The sequence below is a fragment of the Nocardia sp. NPDC059180 genome, from assembly GCF_042754945.1.
Classification (GTDB): domain Bacteria; phylum Actinomycetota; class Actinomycetes; order Mycobacteriales; family Mycobacteriaceae; genus Nocardia.
In genome coordinates this window covers 59,634-76,074 of record NZ_JBHZBU010000009.1, presented here as the reverse complement: position 1 = coordinate 76,074, position 16,441 = coordinate 59,634, and the positions used below count along the sequence as shown (strand labels likewise).

Below are 16,441 nucleotides of genomic sequence, written 5' to 3'. Positions count from 1 at the left end.
GAAAGATTCGGAACGATTGACCTACTCTGGCGGGCAGATCCGGAAAGATCCGGAACGCCATAACCCATCGACTGGTCTGGAATGGGCATGTTCGAGTGGACTGGGATCGAAATCAAGGCCATGCGCGAGGCTGCGCTTGATCTAACACAAGAACGGTTCGCCGAGCGGCTTGGTGTCGACGATCGCACTGTGCGTAACTGGGAACGGGGTACACGACTCCGCCCCCGATACGTTGCGCGCCTAGATGCGCTGCGCGCACGGCTGAGTGCTGAGCAGGCTCGAAGATTCGATGTTGCCATCGAGCGGACACATTCCACGCGGAATCCGGTGGTCACCGATTCCGGCTCGGCCGTACCTTTGCCGTTGGTCGGCCCGACTACCACTTCGCTGCTGGTTGCGCACCGCGGTGACTACTCGACGGAGATCAGCGACATGGACCGCCGCGAATTACTGCGACTACTCGGACTGGCGACTGCGGCCGTCACGACCTCGATCGACTGGGATCGTGTCTGTGTCACGGCGTCCTCGGGTGCTGTCGATCAAGCCACGCTGGACCAGTATGCGGTGATCAATAAGCATTTGTGGCAAGAGTTCTCATCCGCCAAGACCAAGACAAGCGTATTCCCTGCTGCTCGCGCGACCATCGCCGTCCTCGTCGACGGACTGCGCAAGGCCCACGACCGAATGGCGCGGCGGCGACTGTGCGAGCTTGCTGCCGACGTTCTGCAACTGGCGGGGGAGTCGCTGTTCGACGGCCTGCACTTCACCGAAGCGGCCCACTGCTACACCCTCTCGGCGCAGTCCGCCGTGGCCGCTGGTGCATTCGACCTACATGCGACTGCCCTGACCCGACACGCCTTCCTCCAGATATACGACCAGCGCTACACCGAAGCCCGCCAGATGCTCGAGTTCGCTCGCCGGACTGCGCAACGGGGCGACAGCGCCCTGTCGACCCGGTACTGGATCGACAGTGTCAGAGCGCACGCCGAAGCCGGTCTCGGGGAAATAGTCAGCTGTGAACGCTCCTTCGAGTGCGCGCGTGGTGTCACGCAGCTCGAGGTCGCAGAACCGACGGGGTGGTTGCGGTTCGATGGCGAACGCATAGACGAGGATCTCGCCAGCTGCCATGTTCTTCTTGGCCGACCCGACTTCGCAGAGGTACTGCTCGCTGGGTTGCTCGATCGTCCTCTTTCGACGCGCCGGCGCGGTGGAGTCCTCATCGACTTGGCGGGAGTCGCAGCTCTGCGTAACGATCCGGTGCTTTTGGCGTCAGCGGCGAACGCCGCTATGGAAATCACGCGGCACACCCACTCCGGCTACCTCGCACGTCGACTCAGCTATCTCCGCCCGCGCTATCAGCGGCTTCTCGCTGACCCCCACATCGCCCATCTGGATCGCCAAATCGCTAACCTCGCAACGACACGCTAACCACGAGGAGCACCATGCACGACGACAGCGAACGTGGCGGCCAGGTCTTTCGCCAGGCATGGATTACCGGGGTCTCCAAGCACTACCCCGGAACCCCCAAGGATAGTTACATCGTCCCGTGGGTCGACACACCCGACTGGGAACGCGCGAGTGCAGCCGCCGTCTATCAACAGGTCGCGAATTTCATCGGCATCAGTGGCGGCAACACTCGTCACCTCGAACGTGCACAAAAGAGCCAGTTCGTCGCGTTGTGTTGGATCGCGCAGATATACAAGCACATCGACAATCCGAAGGCGGGCTACGTGGCTCCGTGGGACCAGCTTCCCGAGTGGCAGCAGGAAACCGACGCCGATATCTTCGAAGCCGTCGAACTCGACGTGACCGCCGCCAACTAACCGGCTCTAACAGAGTCTCCCTGATGACGTGGAGGCCTGGCCAGGCGCGATATGTGAGCCGACGATAGCGGGTGAGTTTGTGGATGCAGCCGCACGTTGCCGCTCGATGACGACGTGGGCGTCGTAGACGGGGCGACGGTGCGGCGCTACGCGTAACCGCACAGGCGTCCGCAGCATGCGAGCCCGCAGCGATGCGGAGGGGCCCTCGGACCCGCTCAGTTCAGCGGCGTCATGAACGTCCACAACCGTTGTTCGCAGTCGCGGACGCTGTAGTCCCGATAGCCGTACGACTGGTCGATGGGCTCGTACAAGGTCTGCACACCCTTGTCTTTCACATGGCGGAAGTGCGCGTCCACATCGCTGACGACGATGGACATCCCTTCAGTGCAAGCGCCGAGGGACGCGGGCGAGTCCAGACCGAACTGTTCGGATACCTGATGCAGCCAGATGACGCCGTCACCCGCACCGACCTCGCCGTGGATGACGGTGCCGTCGTCTGCGCGGACCAGCAACCCAGGCGCCAGGCCGAAGACCTCGGTCAGGAATTCGTGCGCGGCCCCGATATCGCGATAGACCAGCGTCGGGATCCGACGCTGAATGGTGGTGTTCAGCATGGCCATCCTCCAGATTCGTCGGTGGGTGCGGCCCAATGGTGGTCCTGGTCAAAGACCAGTCGATGCGGCAGCGCCTGGCGGGCCGAGGAAGTCGGCGAGTCTCGACGCGTAGGGCGAGGCCGGTGTTCAGGATGCTTTTCGGTGCTCGTACTCGTGCGCGGCAGCGAGAAGGACCGAGATCGGGACGGTGTGCGAGCCGCCCTTCGCGGTGATCACAGCGGCTTCGATGACCTCGCGTAGCCAGGCCCCCGTGGGTAGGCCACGGTCTTTGGCGATCTGTCGGGCTTCCTCGAGTACGGCCGTCGGCATCCGCACGCTGTATCCGGACATTCGGGCCGAGCCGGTCGACTCGGGGATCACGAGTTCAGCGCCTTCCAGCTCGGCACTGAAGTCGGTGTTCTCGAACTGCTCACGGGCCGCGTCGATCTTGTTCTTCATGACCTCGATCATATCGAGGTGTATCACGAATGTGATACACGCAGGTGTCGCGCGTGCGACTCGATCGCGGGAGTCCGCGCTCGATACGGTGAAACGATGACGACCGACGGGACGGCGCGGATCAAGGCGGAGGACGACACCGTTCGCTTCCGTTTGGCGGTAGTGGATGTGGCGTTGCGCTTGTTCGCCGAACAGGGATATGAGGCGACGTCGGTGGATGAGATCGCGGAGGCGGCGGGGATTTCCCGGCGGACCTTCTTTCGGCAGTTCCGCTCGAAAGAGGACGTGATCTTCGCCGATCACGAGGCGCAATTGGCGGCGGCGGGCGAATATCTGGCCGAGAGCGATGAGGATCCGTGGGATGCCGTGTGCTCGGCGGTGGTGCAGGTATTCGAACGGTTCACCCAGTGGCGCGATATCGCGGCGCGGCGTTATCGGGTGGTGCGGCGAGCGCCCGCGCTGCGCGAGCGCGAGATCGTGACAGTCTTCCGGTATGAGCGGCTGTTCACCGACTTCTTGCGCCAACGGCTGCCGGAGACGTCGGATCTGGCGCGAGTGCAGTTCACGGCGGCGGTGACCGCGACCCACAACTATCTGCTGCGGCGCATGGTGCGCGGTGAATCCGATGCGGGAGCGGCCGATCTCCGGGTCGAGCTGGCCGCCATTCCGCGTGGTACGGCACGGACCGGCTCCGATGAGATGGTGCTCGCGGTGTTCCCGCGCGATCTGCCCCCGCGCCGGGTCGCCGACCTGCTCCAACATCGCCTCGGTAATCTGTGACCAGCGACACGCCAGATATCTGACACTGAGTGCCAAATGGTTGCCGCAAGTGGCAATGGCCCCGCGCGTATACTCAACATCGACGTGGCACTGAGTGCCGGACCAATCTGTGTGTCCGGAAAGGACCGCAGCTTTTCACACACGATCAGGAGCGTGCCCGATGGCGGGAAACCCCGATTTCGACCTGTTCAAGCTCGAGGACTTCCATGATGAGCTTCGTGCGGCCATCCGCGGCCTGGCCGAGAAGGAGATCGCGCCCTACGCCAAGGACGTCGACGGCAACTCCCGCTTCCCTGAAGAGGCGCTGACCGCCCTCAACGCGGCGGGCTTCAACGCCGTGCACGTGCCCGAGGCCTACGGCGGCCAGGGCGCCGACTCGGTCGCCACCTGCATCGTCATCGAAGAGGTCGCCCGCATCTGTGGTTCCTCCTCGCTGATCCCCGCGGTCAACAAGCTCGGCACCATGGGCCTGATCCTCAACGGCTCCGAGGAGCTCAAGCAGAAGGTGCTGCCCGACATCGTCAACGGCGAGATGGCCTCCTACGCGCTGTCCGAGCGTGAGGCGGGCTCCGACGCCGCAGGCATGCGTACCCGCGCCAAGCAGGACGGCGACGACTGGGTTATCAACGGTTCCAAGTGTTGGATCACCAACGGCGGCAAGTCTTCCTGGTACACCGTGATGGCTGTGACCGAGGCCGACAAGGGCGCCAACGGCATCTCGGCGTTCATGGTGCACAAGGATGACGAGGGCTTCGTCGTCGGCCCGCTCGAGCACAAGCTCGGCATCAAGGGTTCGCCCACCGCCGAGCTCTACTTCGAGAACTGCCGGGTCTCGGGCGACCGGATGATCGGCGCGCCGGGCACCGGGTTCAAGACCGCGCTGCAGACCCTCGACCACACCCGCCCCACCATCGGCGCGCAGGCCGTCGGCCTGGCCCAGGGCGCGCTGGACGCGGCCATCGCCTACACCAAGGACCGCAAGCAGTTCGGTAAGGCGATCGCCGACTTCCAGAACACCCAGTTCATGCTGGCTGATATGGCGATGAAGGTCGAAGCGGCCCGCCTGATGGTCTACACCTCGGCGGCCCGCGCCGAGCGTGGCGAACAGAACCTCGGCTTCATCTCCGCCGCGGCCAAGTGCTTCGCCTCCGATGTGGCCATGGAGGTCACCACCAACGCCGTCCAGCTCTTCGGCGGCGCCGGCTACACGACCGACTTCCCGGTCGAGCGCATGATGCGCGACGCGAAGATCACCCAGATCTACGAGGGCACCAACCAGATCCAGCGTCTGGTGATGTCGCGCGCCCTGCTCAAGGGCTAGCGCGCGTTGTCACGGCTCGGCTGATCGCGTCTGCCGGGCCGTCGCACTGCCGCCAGTGGTATCTGGGGCTGCTCCATGAGCTCGACGACCGCCCCGGGCGATCGCTCCATAAGGAGCGGTCGTCCGGGGCGGTTTCGTTTGTGCCGCATCGGTATCCGTGCCTCCGGGCGTCAACCGGCGAATGTGCGGAGGAGGCGAACGTAGCGGCTCCAGCGGGCGGGGCGGGGGAGCTGTCCGGTGATATCGCGCTGAGCCCGGTCGAGCCCGTCCTCCAGAAGGGCGTCATGCAACCACCGGTATGCCAGTGGCCAGGTGAGGCGGGCCGGTCCCCGGGCGTGCATGGCCAATAGGTGGCGCAGCGTCGTCGTGCCGTCGCCCGCGTCGTGGACGGTGAATTCGTGAAAGCCGTCGAAGCCGCGCGGGCCCGTGAATCGGAATCGCACCCACCGTCCTGGCTGGTAGCCCTCGACGGTGTACCGCACCGGCCCGTGCCCGCCGACCGCGCCGACTTCGAGGCAGCGATCGAATCGCATCGGCGGCCAGCCGCTGATCGGCCAGAGTCGGTCGCCGTTGCCCGCGAGGGCATCAATCAGTACGCCTACCTGCGACAACGGTGCGGGCAGCGTTCGGCTGTGGATATTGATGACGGCCATCTCGGCTCCAATTGGAAGGTACGTTCTATAACGATGTAGAGCATACATTCTAATTATGTTCATCGGCCCAATCGGTCGTTGGGTACACGCCGCCGAGCCAGGGCGGCTCAGCCTGGATACGATGATCGAGGCGCTCTCGGCCGCTGTGAACGCCGGTCTCGCCGAACGAACTGGAGAGCGAGGACCGTTCATGAACGCGTCGGCACCGCAGCCGTCACGCAGACGCACATACCTGCTGCGCACCGCCATCGGTGTCACAGCGACGGTGCTGGTGCTGATCGGTGCCGCGTTCGGGGCGACCGCGATCATGTCGCTACCCTCGCCCCCGACGTTGGTCCAGCTGATGTTCGATCCGCCGTCCACACAAGGTGAGCTGTTCGCCTCTCGGACGGTGCCCGCGTCGCCGAATCCGCGGCCGTTGCCGACCGCGGACGTGCCGATGCCGGAGACCGTGCCGTGGAAGGGATCGCAGATCCCACTGTCCGAGTTCCTCGACACGACCAAGACGAATTCGTTCGTGGTGCTGCGCGACGGTGCGGTGATCCACGAGTGGTACCGCGACGGTGTCACCGAGACCACGAAGCAGTCGTCCTGGTCGGTCGCGAAATCGGTGGTGTCGTTGCTGATCGGGCGCGCCATCGACGCGGGGCAGATGCGTGAGGACGACCGGCTCGTCGACCTGCTGCCCGAACTCGCCACAGGTGGCGACTACGACAAGGTCACCATCGGCGATCTGCTCGATATGAGTTCCGGTGTCGATGTGTCGGAGAACTACAACAAATGGGCGCCGTTCACCGGCACCGCCCGCATGTACCTCACCACCGACCTCGCCGAATTCGTCGAACAGCACCGCACGCTGATCTTTCCGCCCGGCAGCACCGGCGATTACCGCAGCGTCGATACCCAGCTGCTCGGCATGGCATTGGCGCGGGTCACCGGAACGCCGCTGGGTGAGCTGCTGGCCCGCGATATCTGGGCGCCCATCGGCGCCGAGCGCGACGCGCTGTGGAACCTCGATCGCAGCGGCGGCCAGGAGAAGGCCTTCTGCTGCCTCAATGCCACGGCTCGCGATTTCGCCAGGATCGGGCAGCTGGTGGCCGACGGCGGACGTGTCGGGGACAACCAGATCATTCCGCCGGCCTGGATCGAGCGCATCAGCACACCGTCACCGCACCGGATCTCCGACGAGGGCTATGCGGCGCAGTGGTGGCATCCGGACGGCGGCGACGGCGCGGACCTGTCCGCCATCGGCGTCTACGGTCAGTACATCTACGTCGACCCGCCCAGCGGCACCGTCATCGTGAAGCTCAGCGATTACGGCACCTCGCAGGACGAGACCGAAACCTTCGAGGTCTTCCGCACCATCGCGCGCGCGGGCTGAATCCGCGCCCGGCCGCGAGTCCGGTCCAGCTGAACAACCTCGGACCGGGCTCGATGGCAGCGTTCAGCCGACGAGCGCGGAGTACTCCGGATGCGAGCCGATGTACTGGTCGACATACCAGCAGGTGGGGACCACGGAGAAACCGTTGTCCCTGGAATCGGCGAGGGCGTATTCGACCACCTGGGCGGCCACACCACGGCCACGGAATTCCGGGAATGTCATGGTGTGGTGGAAGTCGCGGACCTTGGCGTCCTCGCGTTCGGCGTAGTCGGCGTAACCAGCGAGGGTGTCGTCGATGTAGATCTCGAAGCGAGTATCGGCGACATTGTGTTCGAGCCTGGTGGTCATATCTGGGTGGAACTCCTTCTCCGGCGCGGTTGTTCCGGATGTGGTCGATTCGATCACAGGATGGCGCCGGGGTTGAGAATGCCGTGCGGGTCGAGCGCGTCTTTGATGCGGGAGGTCAGGGCCATCACATCGGGGCCGAGCTGATCGGGCAGCCAGGCCTTTTTGAGCCTGCCGACGCCGTGTTCGCCGGTGATGGTGCCACCGAGCGCGATGGCCAGATCCATGATCTCGCCGAAGGCGCGGTGGGCGCGCTCGGTCATCTCCGGATCGGTGGGGTCGTGCACGATCAGCGGATGGGTGTTGCCGTCGCCTGCGTGCGCGATCACCGAGACCAGGACATCGTTGCGTTCGGCGATGTCGGCGATGCCGTTGACCAAGTCGCCGAGCCGAGGCAGCGGCACGCCGACGTCTTCGAGCAGCAGCGGCCCGAGCCGCTCGACGGCCGGAATCGCGAAACGCCGGGCCGCAGTGAAGGCATCACCTTCATCGGCGTCCTCGGTGTGGAACACCTCGGTGGCGCCCGCCTTCTCGCACGCTGCGACCATGATCTGTGCCTCGTGGGCGGCGAACGCGCCGGGCGCGTCCGAGCGCGCGACAAGCAGCGCGGCAGCTTCGCGGTCGAGGCCCATTCGCATCTCGTCCTCCACCGCGTTGATCGCCACGGTGTCCATGAACTCGAGCATTGCCGGGCGCAGCGCGCCGGTGATCGACAGGATCGCCTCGGTCGCCGCTGTGAGCGTGCCGAAGGAGGCCACGACGGTGCTCTGCGGCGGCTGCGCGGGCAGCAGCCGCAGGGTGAGTTCGGTGATGACGCCGAGGGTGCCCTCGCTGCCGACGAACAGCTTGGTCAGCGACAGGCCCGCGGAATCCTTCAGCCGCGGCCCGCCGAGCCGCACCGGCGTCCCGTCGGCGAGCACGACCTCCATGCCGAGCACGTAGTCGGTGGTCACGCCGTATTTCACACAGCACAGCCCGCCCGCGTTGGTCGCGGCATTGCCGCCGATCGAGCACATCTCGAACGAGGACGGATCCGGCGGATACCAGAGCCCGTGCTCGGCCACGGCGCGTTTGACCTCGGCGTTGAGCAGGCCGGGTTGCACCACCGCGGTGCGTGTCACCGGGTCCACGCTGATCTCTCGCATCCGCTCGGTGCACAGCACGATCCCACCGTCCACCGCGGTCGCCCCACCGGACAGTCCCGATCCCGCCCCGCGCGGCACCACCGGTACTCGATGCGAGTTCGCCCACCGGAGTGTCGCCGCGACGTCGGCGGTGCTGGTGGCCCTGACCACGGCCAGCGGGGTGCCTGCATCGGGATCGCGGGCCCAGTCGTGCCGGTAGCCGTCGAGCAGATCGGGGTCGGTGACCACCGCACCTTCGGGCAGGGAGTCGATCAGTTCATGCAGGTCCACGTCGATAACACTAGGGCCAGTACCGCCCGCGCAAGCCACCGAATGTGATGTCGCGCGCCCGAGTGGCCCGCGACGGGCTGGGAGGAGACAATTCACTGTCGGGGTTTGCGCACTGGTCGGGCGGAGGGATGGCGTTGAAGCAAGTCGAACCGCAGAGTTGCCGGGAGCTGGTGGCCGCGATGTTCTCCGCCGAATTCGTCGACGGCGGAGTCGATCCGGAGACGCTGCGCCGCGTACACGCGGGTGAGCACGCCGAATGGGCGGGCGCGCTGGATCGGTCCGGGATGTTCGGCGTCGATACCGTCGCCGCGGTCACCGCGCAATGGCAGCAGGATCCACGGGTGCTGCTCGACGCATTGCTGACCGAGGCCGACGACGTGACAAGGCGCCGCTGCCTCACCGCGTGGACGGCACTGGACGAGGGGTCCGCCGGCACCCAGGCTCAAATGGCCTGACCTGCGCGTTTGCCGGGTGATCACCTGGCAGACACCTGCCGCTGGCACTCTGGCCGCCGTGCATGATCTGGCCGTCGCCACCGATACCCTGGCCGACCGTTTCACTCGTTTGTGCGAGGCCGTGGTCGCGCGGCTGCCGTGGGGGCTGGACCGGATCGTCGCACCGACGTTCCTGGGTTTCGCGCTGATCAACAGCTTCACCTTCGGCGTCGACCTGCTGCTGCTCACCGCTTTACACAGCGGGGTCGGCCGGCCGCTGTGGGTGTCGGTGACGGTCGGTTATGTATGCGCGTTCGGACTTGCGTTCCTACTCAACCGCACCTTCAACTTCCACTCCCACGCCCCGATAGGGCGCCAGGCCGCGGTGTACGTGGCGGTCGTGGTGGTCAACTATCTGGCGTTCATCCTCGGGGTGAGTACCGGTCTGACCGCGCTCGGCCTCGAATACCACCTGGCCCGACTGGCGGCGGGGGCTTGTGAGGCGGTCTATATGTACAGCGCGATGCGGTGGGTGGTGTTCCGGCGTGCGGATCGCGTGCCGGAGGAGGCGTGATGCCGCGGCATCCGGCGATGAGCAGCCGCAAGGCGATGCTCGAGTCCGCGCGCATCACCAGCCCGGTCATACACGGCACGTCGGCGATCGCGACCCCCGGGCAGCTCGGCGGGCCGGGGTCGGCGCCCGCCGTTCAGCAGAAGCAGCGCACCGTCTCTCCGTCGACAACGACCACGTCGTCATCGGTGAGTGCCCAGTGCGTGACCCCTGCGGCCTGATAGGCGGCGGCCAGGCGATTGCCGTCTCCGTCGGGATCGGTCGCGGAATCGATATGCGGGACGATCGGCCGGTCGATGAGGCCGAGCCCGTCCCAGCGCGGCTCGATGCCGCAGACGGGCCGGACCTCGGCGGGATCATCGGCGGTTTCCAGGCCGTGCAGATCGGGCGCGAGGACACAGGCGCCGGCGCTGTAGCCCGCGTACACCAACGCGTCGGCGGCGAGTAATTCCGGGATGACGAGATCGGCTCCGCTGCGGGCGAATTGGGCACGCAGCACGAAGGTGTTTCCTCCGCGCACCCACACCAGCGGGAAATCAGCCAGCCTCGCCGCCAACTGCTCGGTCCGCCCGGCATACTCGCGCAGATCGACTTCCTCGGCCTGATATCCCAACCGGCGCAGCGGAACCAGATCGCTGGTGATCGCCGCGGCACGGGCGGCAGGCCAGGCATCGCAGGCGTTGCCGATCACCGCGACCCGCCCCGGCGCACCGGCGAGCGCGGCGAGCCGGTCGTAATGCGCGCCGAATCGGTAGGACGCCAGGAACAGCCGCACCGGGCTCAGATGGTGAAGGCGAGCTTGCGCACCAGCTGCCTGCCCAGGTCGTCGTCGCCGGTGATGCCGATCTCGCCCATGCGCGAATCGGCGGTGACACGGCCGCCGCCGAGCCGCACCAGCAGCCCGGAATCCAGGGTGACGGTCGTGGTGGGCGGGCCGTCGAGGGCGTCCACGTAGCGGGCCCGGCCCTCGACCGCGATATGGAGGGTGCGGGCCAGCGGCCCGGTCAGTTCGAAGGTGATCCGGGAACCTTCCGGAGCTTTGATCACCTTGGCGATCACCCTGGGCACGGTCTGGAGGAACTCGGCCAGGGCCAGCTCACCGCGTGCCCCGCCCTCGTCGACCCGCACACCGAGCGCGTCGGCGATATCCAATTCGTGCATCCAGCAGTCGAACAGCCGCACCCGCATGAACCGCCCGTAGCTCACCGGGCCGATCGGCGACTGGCTCTGTGCCTGCCACTGCGTGTTGTCCATCTCGGTCAGCGCCTTGCGCCTGCGTTCGGTGACATCCCGGAACCGTTGCAGCAGTGCGGATCCGGTGAGCGGGCGCAGCCGCTGGATCCAGATCTCGTTGAACACCGCGGTCTCGTTGCGCACATGCGGCAGGGTGTGCACATCGATATCGGGCTGCGAACGATCGCGCGCCGGTGGCTTCTCGCCGAGCAGGAACGCCTCGGTGCCGACGATATGGGCCACCACATCGAAGACTGTCCACCCCGGCAGCGTCGTCGGCTTGCGCCAGACGTGCTCGTCCAGGCCATCGACGAGGGCGGCGATGGACTCCCACTGCTCGGGTAGCAGTGCGGCGAGCTCGGCTTGATTCGGCGTATCGGTCATCGTGGTGCGGTTCCTTCCCCCGTGCCGGGCTGTTCGATGTCGAGTTCGGTTGCGGCGGATGCAGTTTCGGCGTCGAGTACGGTGAGTCCGGTGCGGATCGCGGCGGCGGTGGATTCGGGCTCATGGGGCCTGCGCAGCAAGAATCCGGCCGCGAAGCGCAGCTTGTCACCGTGTCGACGTGGCACGACATGCAGATGGACGTGCGGCACGGTCTGGAAGGCCGCGGTGCCGTCGTTGAGGATGAGGTTGGCGCCGTCGGCGGCCAAGCCACCGCGCCGGATCGCCAGCGCCAGCCGATGTCCGGCGCGGAACAGCTCGGCGCCGGTCTCGGGATCGAGGTCCTCGAGTTCGGTGGCGTGACGTTTGGGCACGACCAGCGTGTGGCCGCGAGCGATCGGACGGATGTCGAGAAACGCGCACAGGGTGTCGTCCTCGTACACCTTGGTCGCCGGAGCTTCACCCGCCACGATGCGGCAGAAGGCGCAGTCGTTCACACGGCGACCATACGGCGTACGAGTGGCCTGGAACACCCCGCGCCCGGCGATCGGGGTGATGCGTGTCACGGTCCCTGCATTCGTGGCCGCCCGACCGGGCAACCTACCCATAGGTATGTAACCGACGTGGACGTACGGTCTTGTGCCGTTTGCCCTGCTTCGTCACGATCTGAGTCCGAAAGGCAACCCTAACCGGCCGTCCGTGTGTGATGGGGCTCTCAGCTAAGCTCACCGCGAGCCGGGTACAGTTGCGAGGATTTGGTGGAACTTACTCTTCAGTAACTTCGTTCGGCCGTCGTTCAGCGGCGCTGAGTCGATTCGGTGGAGCTAAGCCAGCACGAGAAGGAAGTCTGACAGGTGGAGACAACGCAAAACGTGGGCGAGGAGTCCCCGCGCGGAGCGCGTGTCGGAGTCGTTCGCGAAACCGGTGCGGGCGAACGACGTGTCGCATTGGTACCCAAGATCATTCCGGCTCTGGTGAAACAGGGCGTGCAGGTGGTCGTGGAATCCGGTGCCGGACTCGGCGCGCTCATCCCCGACGAGGCCTATGTCGAGGCCGGTGCGACCATCGGTGATCCGTGGTCGGCCGAGGTCGTGGCCAAGGTCGCGCCGCCGAGCGACGGCGAGGTGGCGAAGCTGGCCTCCGGGCAGACGCTGATCGGGTTCCTGGCCCCGCGCAACGCCGACAACCAGATCGGTGCGCTGAAATCGGCAGGGGTCCAGGCCTTTGCGGTGGAGGCGATTCCGCGTATTTCGCGTGCACAGGTGATGGACGCGCTGTCCTCGCAGGCGAACGTGGCCGGCTACAAGGCTGTGCTGCTCGCGGCGTCGGAGTCGACCCGCTTCTTCCCGATGCTCACCACCGCGGCGGGCACCGTGAAGCCGGCGACCGTGCTGGTGCTCGGCGTGGGTGTGGCAGGTTTGCAGGCGTTGGCCACGGCCAAGCGCTTGGGCGGGCGTACCACCGGCTATGACGTGCGTCCCGAGGTGGCCGATCAGGTGCGTTCGGTCGGCTCGCAGTGGCTCGATCTCGGTATCGACGCTGCTGGTGAGGGCGGGTACGCCCGTGAACTCACCGACGAGGAGAAGGCTCAGCAGCAGCAGGCCCTCGAAGACGCCATCAAGAGCTTCGACGTCGTCATCACTACCGCGCTGGTGCCGGGACGCCCCGCGCCGCGCCTGGTCACCGCCGCCGCGGTGGAGGGTATGAAGCCCGGCAGTGTGATCGTCGACCTGGCCGGTGAGACCGGTGGTAACTGTGAGCTGACCGAGCCCGGCGAGACCGTCGTCAAGCACGGTGTCACGATCTGCTCGCCGCTGAACCTGCCCGCGACCATGCCCGAGCATGCCAGCGAGCTGTATTCGAAGAACATTGCGGCACTGCTGGAATTGATGCTGGTCGACGGCAAGATCGCCCCTGATTTCGATGATCAGGTGCTCGCCGATTCCTGCGTGACGCGTGAGGTGGAGAACTGATGTACACCGAACTGCTTGCCAATATCGCGATCCTGGTGCTGTCCGGGTTCGTCGGGTTCGCGGTCATCTCCAAGGTGCCCAACACCCTGCACACTCCGCTGATGTCGGGCACCAACGCCATTCACGGCATCGTCGTGCTCGGTGCGCTGGTGACCCTGGGCAAGGTCGAGGACCCGTCGGTGGGGATGCAGATCATCCTGTTCGTTGCCGTGGTGTTCGGAACCTTGAACGTCATCGGTGGTTTCGTGGTGACCGACCGCATGCTCGGCATGTTCAAGGGCAAGAAGCCGGCCGCGCAGAAGGCGAGCGAGTAAACCGATGGACAACCTGGTCAATATTCTCTACATCGTCGCGTTCTCGCTGTTCATCTACGGTCTGATGGGCCTGACCGGCCCGAAGACCGCGGTGCGCGGCAACTGGATCGCCGCGGCCGGTATGGCGCTGGCGGTCGTCGCGACGCTGATCGCGGTGCGTGACACCGGTAACTGGATCCTCATCATCGCCGGCCTGGTGGTCGGTGTGGCGCTGGGTGTGCCGCCGGCCAAGTTCACCAAGATGACCGAGATGCCGCAGCTGGTGGCGGCGTTCAACGGTGTCGGTGGTGGCACGGTCGCGCTCATCGCGTGGGCGGAATTCCTCGACACCACCGGGTTCTCGAACTTCACCCACGGTGAGGAACCGACCGTGCACATCGTGATCGGTTCGCTGTTCGCGGCCGTGATCGGTTCGATCTCGTTCTGGGGTTCGCTGATCGCGTTCGGCAAACTGCAGGAGATCCTGCCCGGCCGTCCGATCGGTCTCGGCAAGCTTCAGCAGCCGCTGAACCTGCTGCTGCTGGTCGGTGCGATCGCCGCGGCGGTGTTCATCGGTGTGAAGGCCGCCGATGGTGGCGCCTCGCAGTGGTGGATGGTCGCGGTGCTGGTGCTCGCGGGCATCCTCGGCCTGATGGTGGTGCTGCCCATCGGCGGCGCCGATATGCCCGTGGTCATCTCGCTGCTCAACGCCCTGACCGGCCTGTCCGCGGCGGCGGCGGGTCTGGCGTTGAACAACACCGCCATGATCGTGGCGGGCATGATCGTCGGCGCGTCCGGCACCATCCTGACCAACCTGATGGCCAAGGCGATGAACCGGTCCATCCCGGCGATCGTGGCCGGCGGGTTCGGCGGTGGCGGTGGCGCCGCGGCCGCTTCCGGTGGCGGCGAGGCCAAGCAGGCCAAGGCCACCTCCGCCGCCGATGCCGCGATCCAGATGGCCTACGCCAATCAGGTCATCGTGGTGCCCGGCTACGGTATGGCCGTGGCGCAGGCCCAGCACGCGGTCAAGGAGATGGCGGCGCTGCTGGAGGCCAAGGGTGTCGAGGTCAAGTACGCCATTCATCCGGTCGCCGGTCGTATGCCCGGCCATATGAACGTGCTGCTGGCCGAGGCCGAGGTGTCCTACGACGCGATGAAGGAAATGGACGACATCAACGGCGAGTTCTCCCGCACCGATGTCGCCCTCATCATCGGCGCCAACGACGTCACCAACCCCTCGGCCCGCGAGGACGCCAACAGCCCCATTTACGGCATGCCCGTCCTCAACGTCGACCACGCGAAATCGGTCATCGTGCTCAAACGCTCGATGAACTCCGGCTTCGCAGGCATCGACAACCCGCTGTTCTACGCCGACCACACCTCCATGTTGTTCGGTGACGCCAAGAAGTCCGTCGGTGAAGTCACCGAAGAACTCAAGGCGCTCTAGTCCACGCGGTTTTCCCGCGCACGCGGCCCGTCGTCCCGAGCGGACGTCGGGCCGTCGCGCTGTCCGTGACCCGATATTCGCTGGACGTGCACCGTTCCAGCGCGAAGCATGGTGGCGATGTTCGAACACAGTGAAGCTCTGCGCCTGGTCGGCTCGCCGGAGGCATCCGCGGATGCCACCGGCGGTCTCGACTGGTCGGTCCGGCTCGATTCCTACTATTCCGCGCGCGATGTCCTCGACGTTCTCGCGTTGACGCCGTTCGCGCGCGGTGCGCTGCCCTGCTACCGGAAGATGCATCTGGAACGGGTCCGCCCGCAGGCCTTGCTGCGGCCCGCAGGCTCGACCGTTTCGCGGATGATCAACGACGGCGGCAGCGTTTCGGTCCTCGTGCATGGTGACGGGTGGACGCTGCGCTCGGATCGCTGGGAGGACCGCAGCGGCGTCGTCGAGGTGGTCGCCACCGACGATGAGCTGGCCGAGCGGATCATGACCGAGTCGACCCACGACGCGGTGGAGGAAGCCACCTCCGACGACGTCATCAAGATGGGCTTCTGGCATCTCGATGAACAACAGGGCCCACGCAGGCGCGTGCTCGACGTGTCGACCCCCGCCTGGCCCGATATCCGAGACAATTACGCCGGACCGGTGGCCGCCACACTGGATCGGCTGATGGCGTTGGGTGCGGCCGACGTCCGCGGTCGGCTGTTGCTGCTGCACGGCCCGCCGGGGACCGGCAAGACGACCGCGCTGCGAGCGCTCGCTCGCTCCTGGGGCCAGTGGTGCCAGGCCGATTGCGTGCTCGACCCGGAGATCCTGTTCTCCCGGCCCGGATATCTGATGTCGGCGACGATGGGCGCCGACGGCGGCGAACAGGGTGCGGGACGCTGGCGGCTGCTGGTGCTGGAGGATTGTGACGAGCTGATTCGTGCCGAGGCGAAAGAGTCGGCGGGTCAGGGCCTTTCCCGGCTGCTGAATCTCACCGACGGCATGCTCGGCCAGGGCAGGGATGTGCTGGTCGCGATCACCACCAATGAGGATCTGTCGCGCTTGCATCCGGCGGTCACCCGGCCGGGACGCTGCCTGGCCCAACTCGAGGTGGGTCGGCTGAGCCATTCCGAATCGCGGGACTGGCTGGGCGAGCACGCCGATCGGGTGGAGGTGCCTGCCGGTGGCGCATCGCTGGCCGAACTGATCGCCTTGCGCGATGGCGCCGACCGGATCACGACCCTGCCCGCACCGGTCGAATCGGGTCTCTACCTGTAGAGGCTCGGACCCCGGATAGTGCGAAGGCACACCGTATTTCGCGCAACACCTCGAGTCGCAGACGGGGATCGCCGAC

The 16,441-nt window shown here is 66.2% G+C and carries 19 protein-coding genes; 11 read left to right on the top strand and 8 right to left on the bottom strand.

Features of this window, described 5'->3' with window-relative positions:
* Positions 1 to 81: 81 nt before the first annotated feature.
* Both ACFXNW_RS24795 and ACFXNW_RS24790 read left to right on the top strand, forming a co-directional pair.
* A complete protein-coding gene (locus ACFXNW_RS24795) occupies positions 82 to 1,428 on the top strand; it encodes a helix-turn-helix domain-containing protein (RefSeq protein WP_379420185.1) in 1,347 nt (448 codons plus the stop codon).
* Between the two features lie 14 nt (positions 1,429 to 1,442).
* Entirely contained in the window at positions 1,443 to 1,823 is a 381-nt protein-coding gene (locus ACFXNW_RS24790) for a hypothetical protein (protein WP_379420184.1), read from the top strand.
* 215 nt (positions 1,824 to 2,038) lie between these two features.
* Here ACFXNW_RS24790 and ACFXNW_RS24785 read toward each other — a convergent pair whose 3' ends face one another.
* Complete coding sequence (locus ACFXNW_RS24785) at positions 2,039 to 2,437, bottom strand: VOC family protein (protein ID WP_379420183.1); 399 nt, start codon at positions 2,435 to 2,437, stop codon at positions 2,039 to 2,041.
* Between the two features lie 126 nt (positions 2,438 to 2,563).
* Complete coding sequence (locus ACFXNW_RS24780) at positions 2,564 to 2,875, bottom strand: hypothetical protein (RefSeq protein WP_379420182.1); 312 nt, start codon at positions 2,873 to 2,875, stop codon at positions 2,564 to 2,566.
* Positions 2,876 to 2,971: 96 nt separating this feature from the next.
* On the opposite strand from ACFXNW_RS24780, the gene ACFXNW_RS24775 reads away from it, so the two are divergent.
* Entirely contained in the window at positions 2,972 to 3,655 is a 684-nt protein-coding gene (locus ACFXNW_RS24775) for a TetR family transcriptional regulator (protein ID WP_379420181.1), read from the top strand.
* Between the two features lie 160 nt (positions 3,656 to 3,815).
* On the top strand, positions 3,816 to 4,976 hold the full coding sequence (locus tag ACFXNW_RS24770; RefSeq protein ID WP_379420180.1) for an acyl-CoA dehydrogenase family protein: 1,161 nt from the start codon (positions 3,816 to 3,818) through the stop codon (positions 4,974 to 4,976).
* A 170-nt stretch (positions 4,977 to 5,146) separates the two neighbouring features.
* Here the strand turns inward: ACFXNW_RS24770 and ACFXNW_RS24765 are convergent, their stop codons facing one another.
* On the bottom strand, positions 5,147 to 5,629 hold the full coding sequence (locus ACFXNW_RS24765) for an SRPBCC family protein (protein ID WP_379420179.1): 483 nt from the start codon (positions 5,627 to 5,629) through the stop codon (positions 5,147 to 5,149).
* 55 nt (positions 5,630 to 5,684) lie between these two features.
* Here ACFXNW_RS24765 and ACFXNW_RS24760 point away from each other — a divergent pair, with 55 nt between their 5' ends.
* Positions 5,685 to 7,010, top strand: coding sequence for a serine hydrolase domain-containing protein (locus ACFXNW_RS24760; protein WP_379420178.1), 1,326 nt, complete (start codon positions 5,685 to 5,687; stop codon positions 7,008 to 7,010).
* Between the two features lie 63 nt (positions 7,011 to 7,073).
* On the opposite strand, the gene ACFXNW_RS24755 is transcribed toward ACFXNW_RS24760, so the two are convergent.
* Both ACFXNW_RS24755 and ACFXNW_RS24750 read right to left on the bottom strand, forming a co-directional pair.
* Positions 7,074 to 7,412 (bottom strand): GNAT family N-acetyltransferase, encoded by a 339-nt coding sequence (locus ACFXNW_RS24755; RefSeq protein WP_379420379.1) that lies wholly within the window; start codon positions 7,410 to 7,412, stop codon positions 7,074 to 7,076.
* Positions 7,412 to 8,776, bottom strand: coding sequence for an FAD-binding oxidoreductase (locus ACFXNW_RS24750; protein WP_379420378.1), 1,365 nt, complete (start codon positions 8,774 to 8,776; stop codon positions 7,412 to 7,414). The genes ACFXNW_RS24755 and ACFXNW_RS24750 overlap by 1 nt, the downstream gene beginning before the upstream one ends.
* 122 nt (positions 8,777 to 8,898) lie before the next feature.
* Between ACFXNW_RS24750 and ACFXNW_RS24745 the strand changes: the two genes are divergently transcribed.
* Both ACFXNW_RS24745 and ACFXNW_RS24740 read left to right on the top strand, forming a co-directional pair.
* Positions 8,899 to 9,225 carry a hypothetical protein gene (locus ACFXNW_RS24745; RefSeq protein ID WP_379420177.1) on the top strand — a complete coding sequence of 109 codons (327 nt, stop codon included), beginning with the start codon at positions 8,899 to 8,901 and terminating at the stop codon, positions 9,223 to 9,225.
* Positions 9,226 to 9,283: 58 nt separating this feature from the next.
* Positions 9,284 to 9,778: a GtrA family protein gene (locus ACFXNW_RS24740; RefSeq protein ID WP_379420176.1), complete on the top strand. Its 495-nt coding sequence runs from the start codon at positions 9,284 to 9,286 to the stop codon at positions 9,776 to 9,778.
* A 133-nt stretch (positions 9,779 to 9,911) separates the two neighbouring features.
* On the opposite strand, the gene ACFXNW_RS24735 is transcribed toward ACFXNW_RS24740, so the two are convergent.
* The 3 genes from ACFXNW_RS24735 to ACFXNW_RS24725 are packed head-to-tail and all read right to left on the bottom strand — an operon-like array spanning position 9,912 to position 11,886.
* Entirely contained in the window at positions 9,912 to 10,550 is a 639-nt protein-coding gene (locus ACFXNW_RS24735; RefSeq protein WP_379420175.1) for a Type 1 glutamine amidotransferase-like domain-containing protein, read from the bottom strand.
* Between the two features lie 5 nt (positions 10,551 to 10,555).
* Positions 10,556 to 11,392 (bottom strand): maleylpyruvate isomerase family mycothiol-dependent enzyme, encoded by an 837-nt coding sequence (locus ACFXNW_RS24730; protein ID WP_379420174.1) that lies wholly within the window; start codon positions 11,390 to 11,392, stop codon positions 10,556 to 10,558.
* Positions 11,389 to 11,886, bottom strand: coding sequence for an HIT family protein (locus ACFXNW_RS24725; protein ID WP_379420173.1), 498 nt, complete (start codon positions 11,884 to 11,886; stop codon positions 11,389 to 11,391). Before ACFXNW_RS24725 ends, ACFXNW_RS24730 begins: the two co-directional genes overlap by 4 nt.
* 357 nt (positions 11,887 to 12,243) lie before the next feature.
* Here ACFXNW_RS24725 and ACFXNW_RS24720 point away from each other — a divergent pair, with 357 nt between their 5' ends.
* From ACFXNW_RS24720 to ACFXNW_RS24705, 4 genes are all read left to right on the top strand, one after another.
* Positions 12,244 to 13,362, top strand: coding sequence for a Re/Si-specific NAD(P)(+) transhydrogenase subunit alpha (locus ACFXNW_RS24720; protein ID WP_379420172.1), 1,119 nt, complete (start codon positions 12,244 to 12,246; stop codon positions 13,360 to 13,362).
* The gene (locus tag ACFXNW_RS24715) at positions 13,362 to 13,676 is read left to right on the top strand and encodes an NAD(P) transhydrogenase subunit alpha (RefSeq protein WP_163825992.1); all 315 of its coding nucleotides are present in this window, start codon (positions 13,362 to 13,364) and stop codon (positions 13,674 to 13,676) included. The genes ACFXNW_RS24720 and ACFXNW_RS24715 overlap by 1 nt, the downstream gene beginning before the upstream one ends.
* A 4-nt stretch (positions 13,677 to 13,680) precedes the next feature.
* A complete protein-coding gene (locus tag ACFXNW_RS24710; RefSeq protein ID WP_379420171.1) occupies positions 13,681 to 15,102 on the top strand; it encodes an NAD(P)(+) transhydrogenase (Re/Si-specific) subunit beta in 1,422 nt (473 codons plus the stop codon).
* 117 nt (positions 15,103 to 15,219) lie between these two features.
* A complete protein-coding gene (locus ACFXNW_RS24705) occupies positions 15,220 to 16,365 on the top strand; it encodes a DUF5925 domain-containing protein (RefSeq protein WP_379420170.1) in 1,146 nt (381 codons plus the stop codon).
* Positions 16,366 to 16,441: the final 76 nt, after the last annotated feature.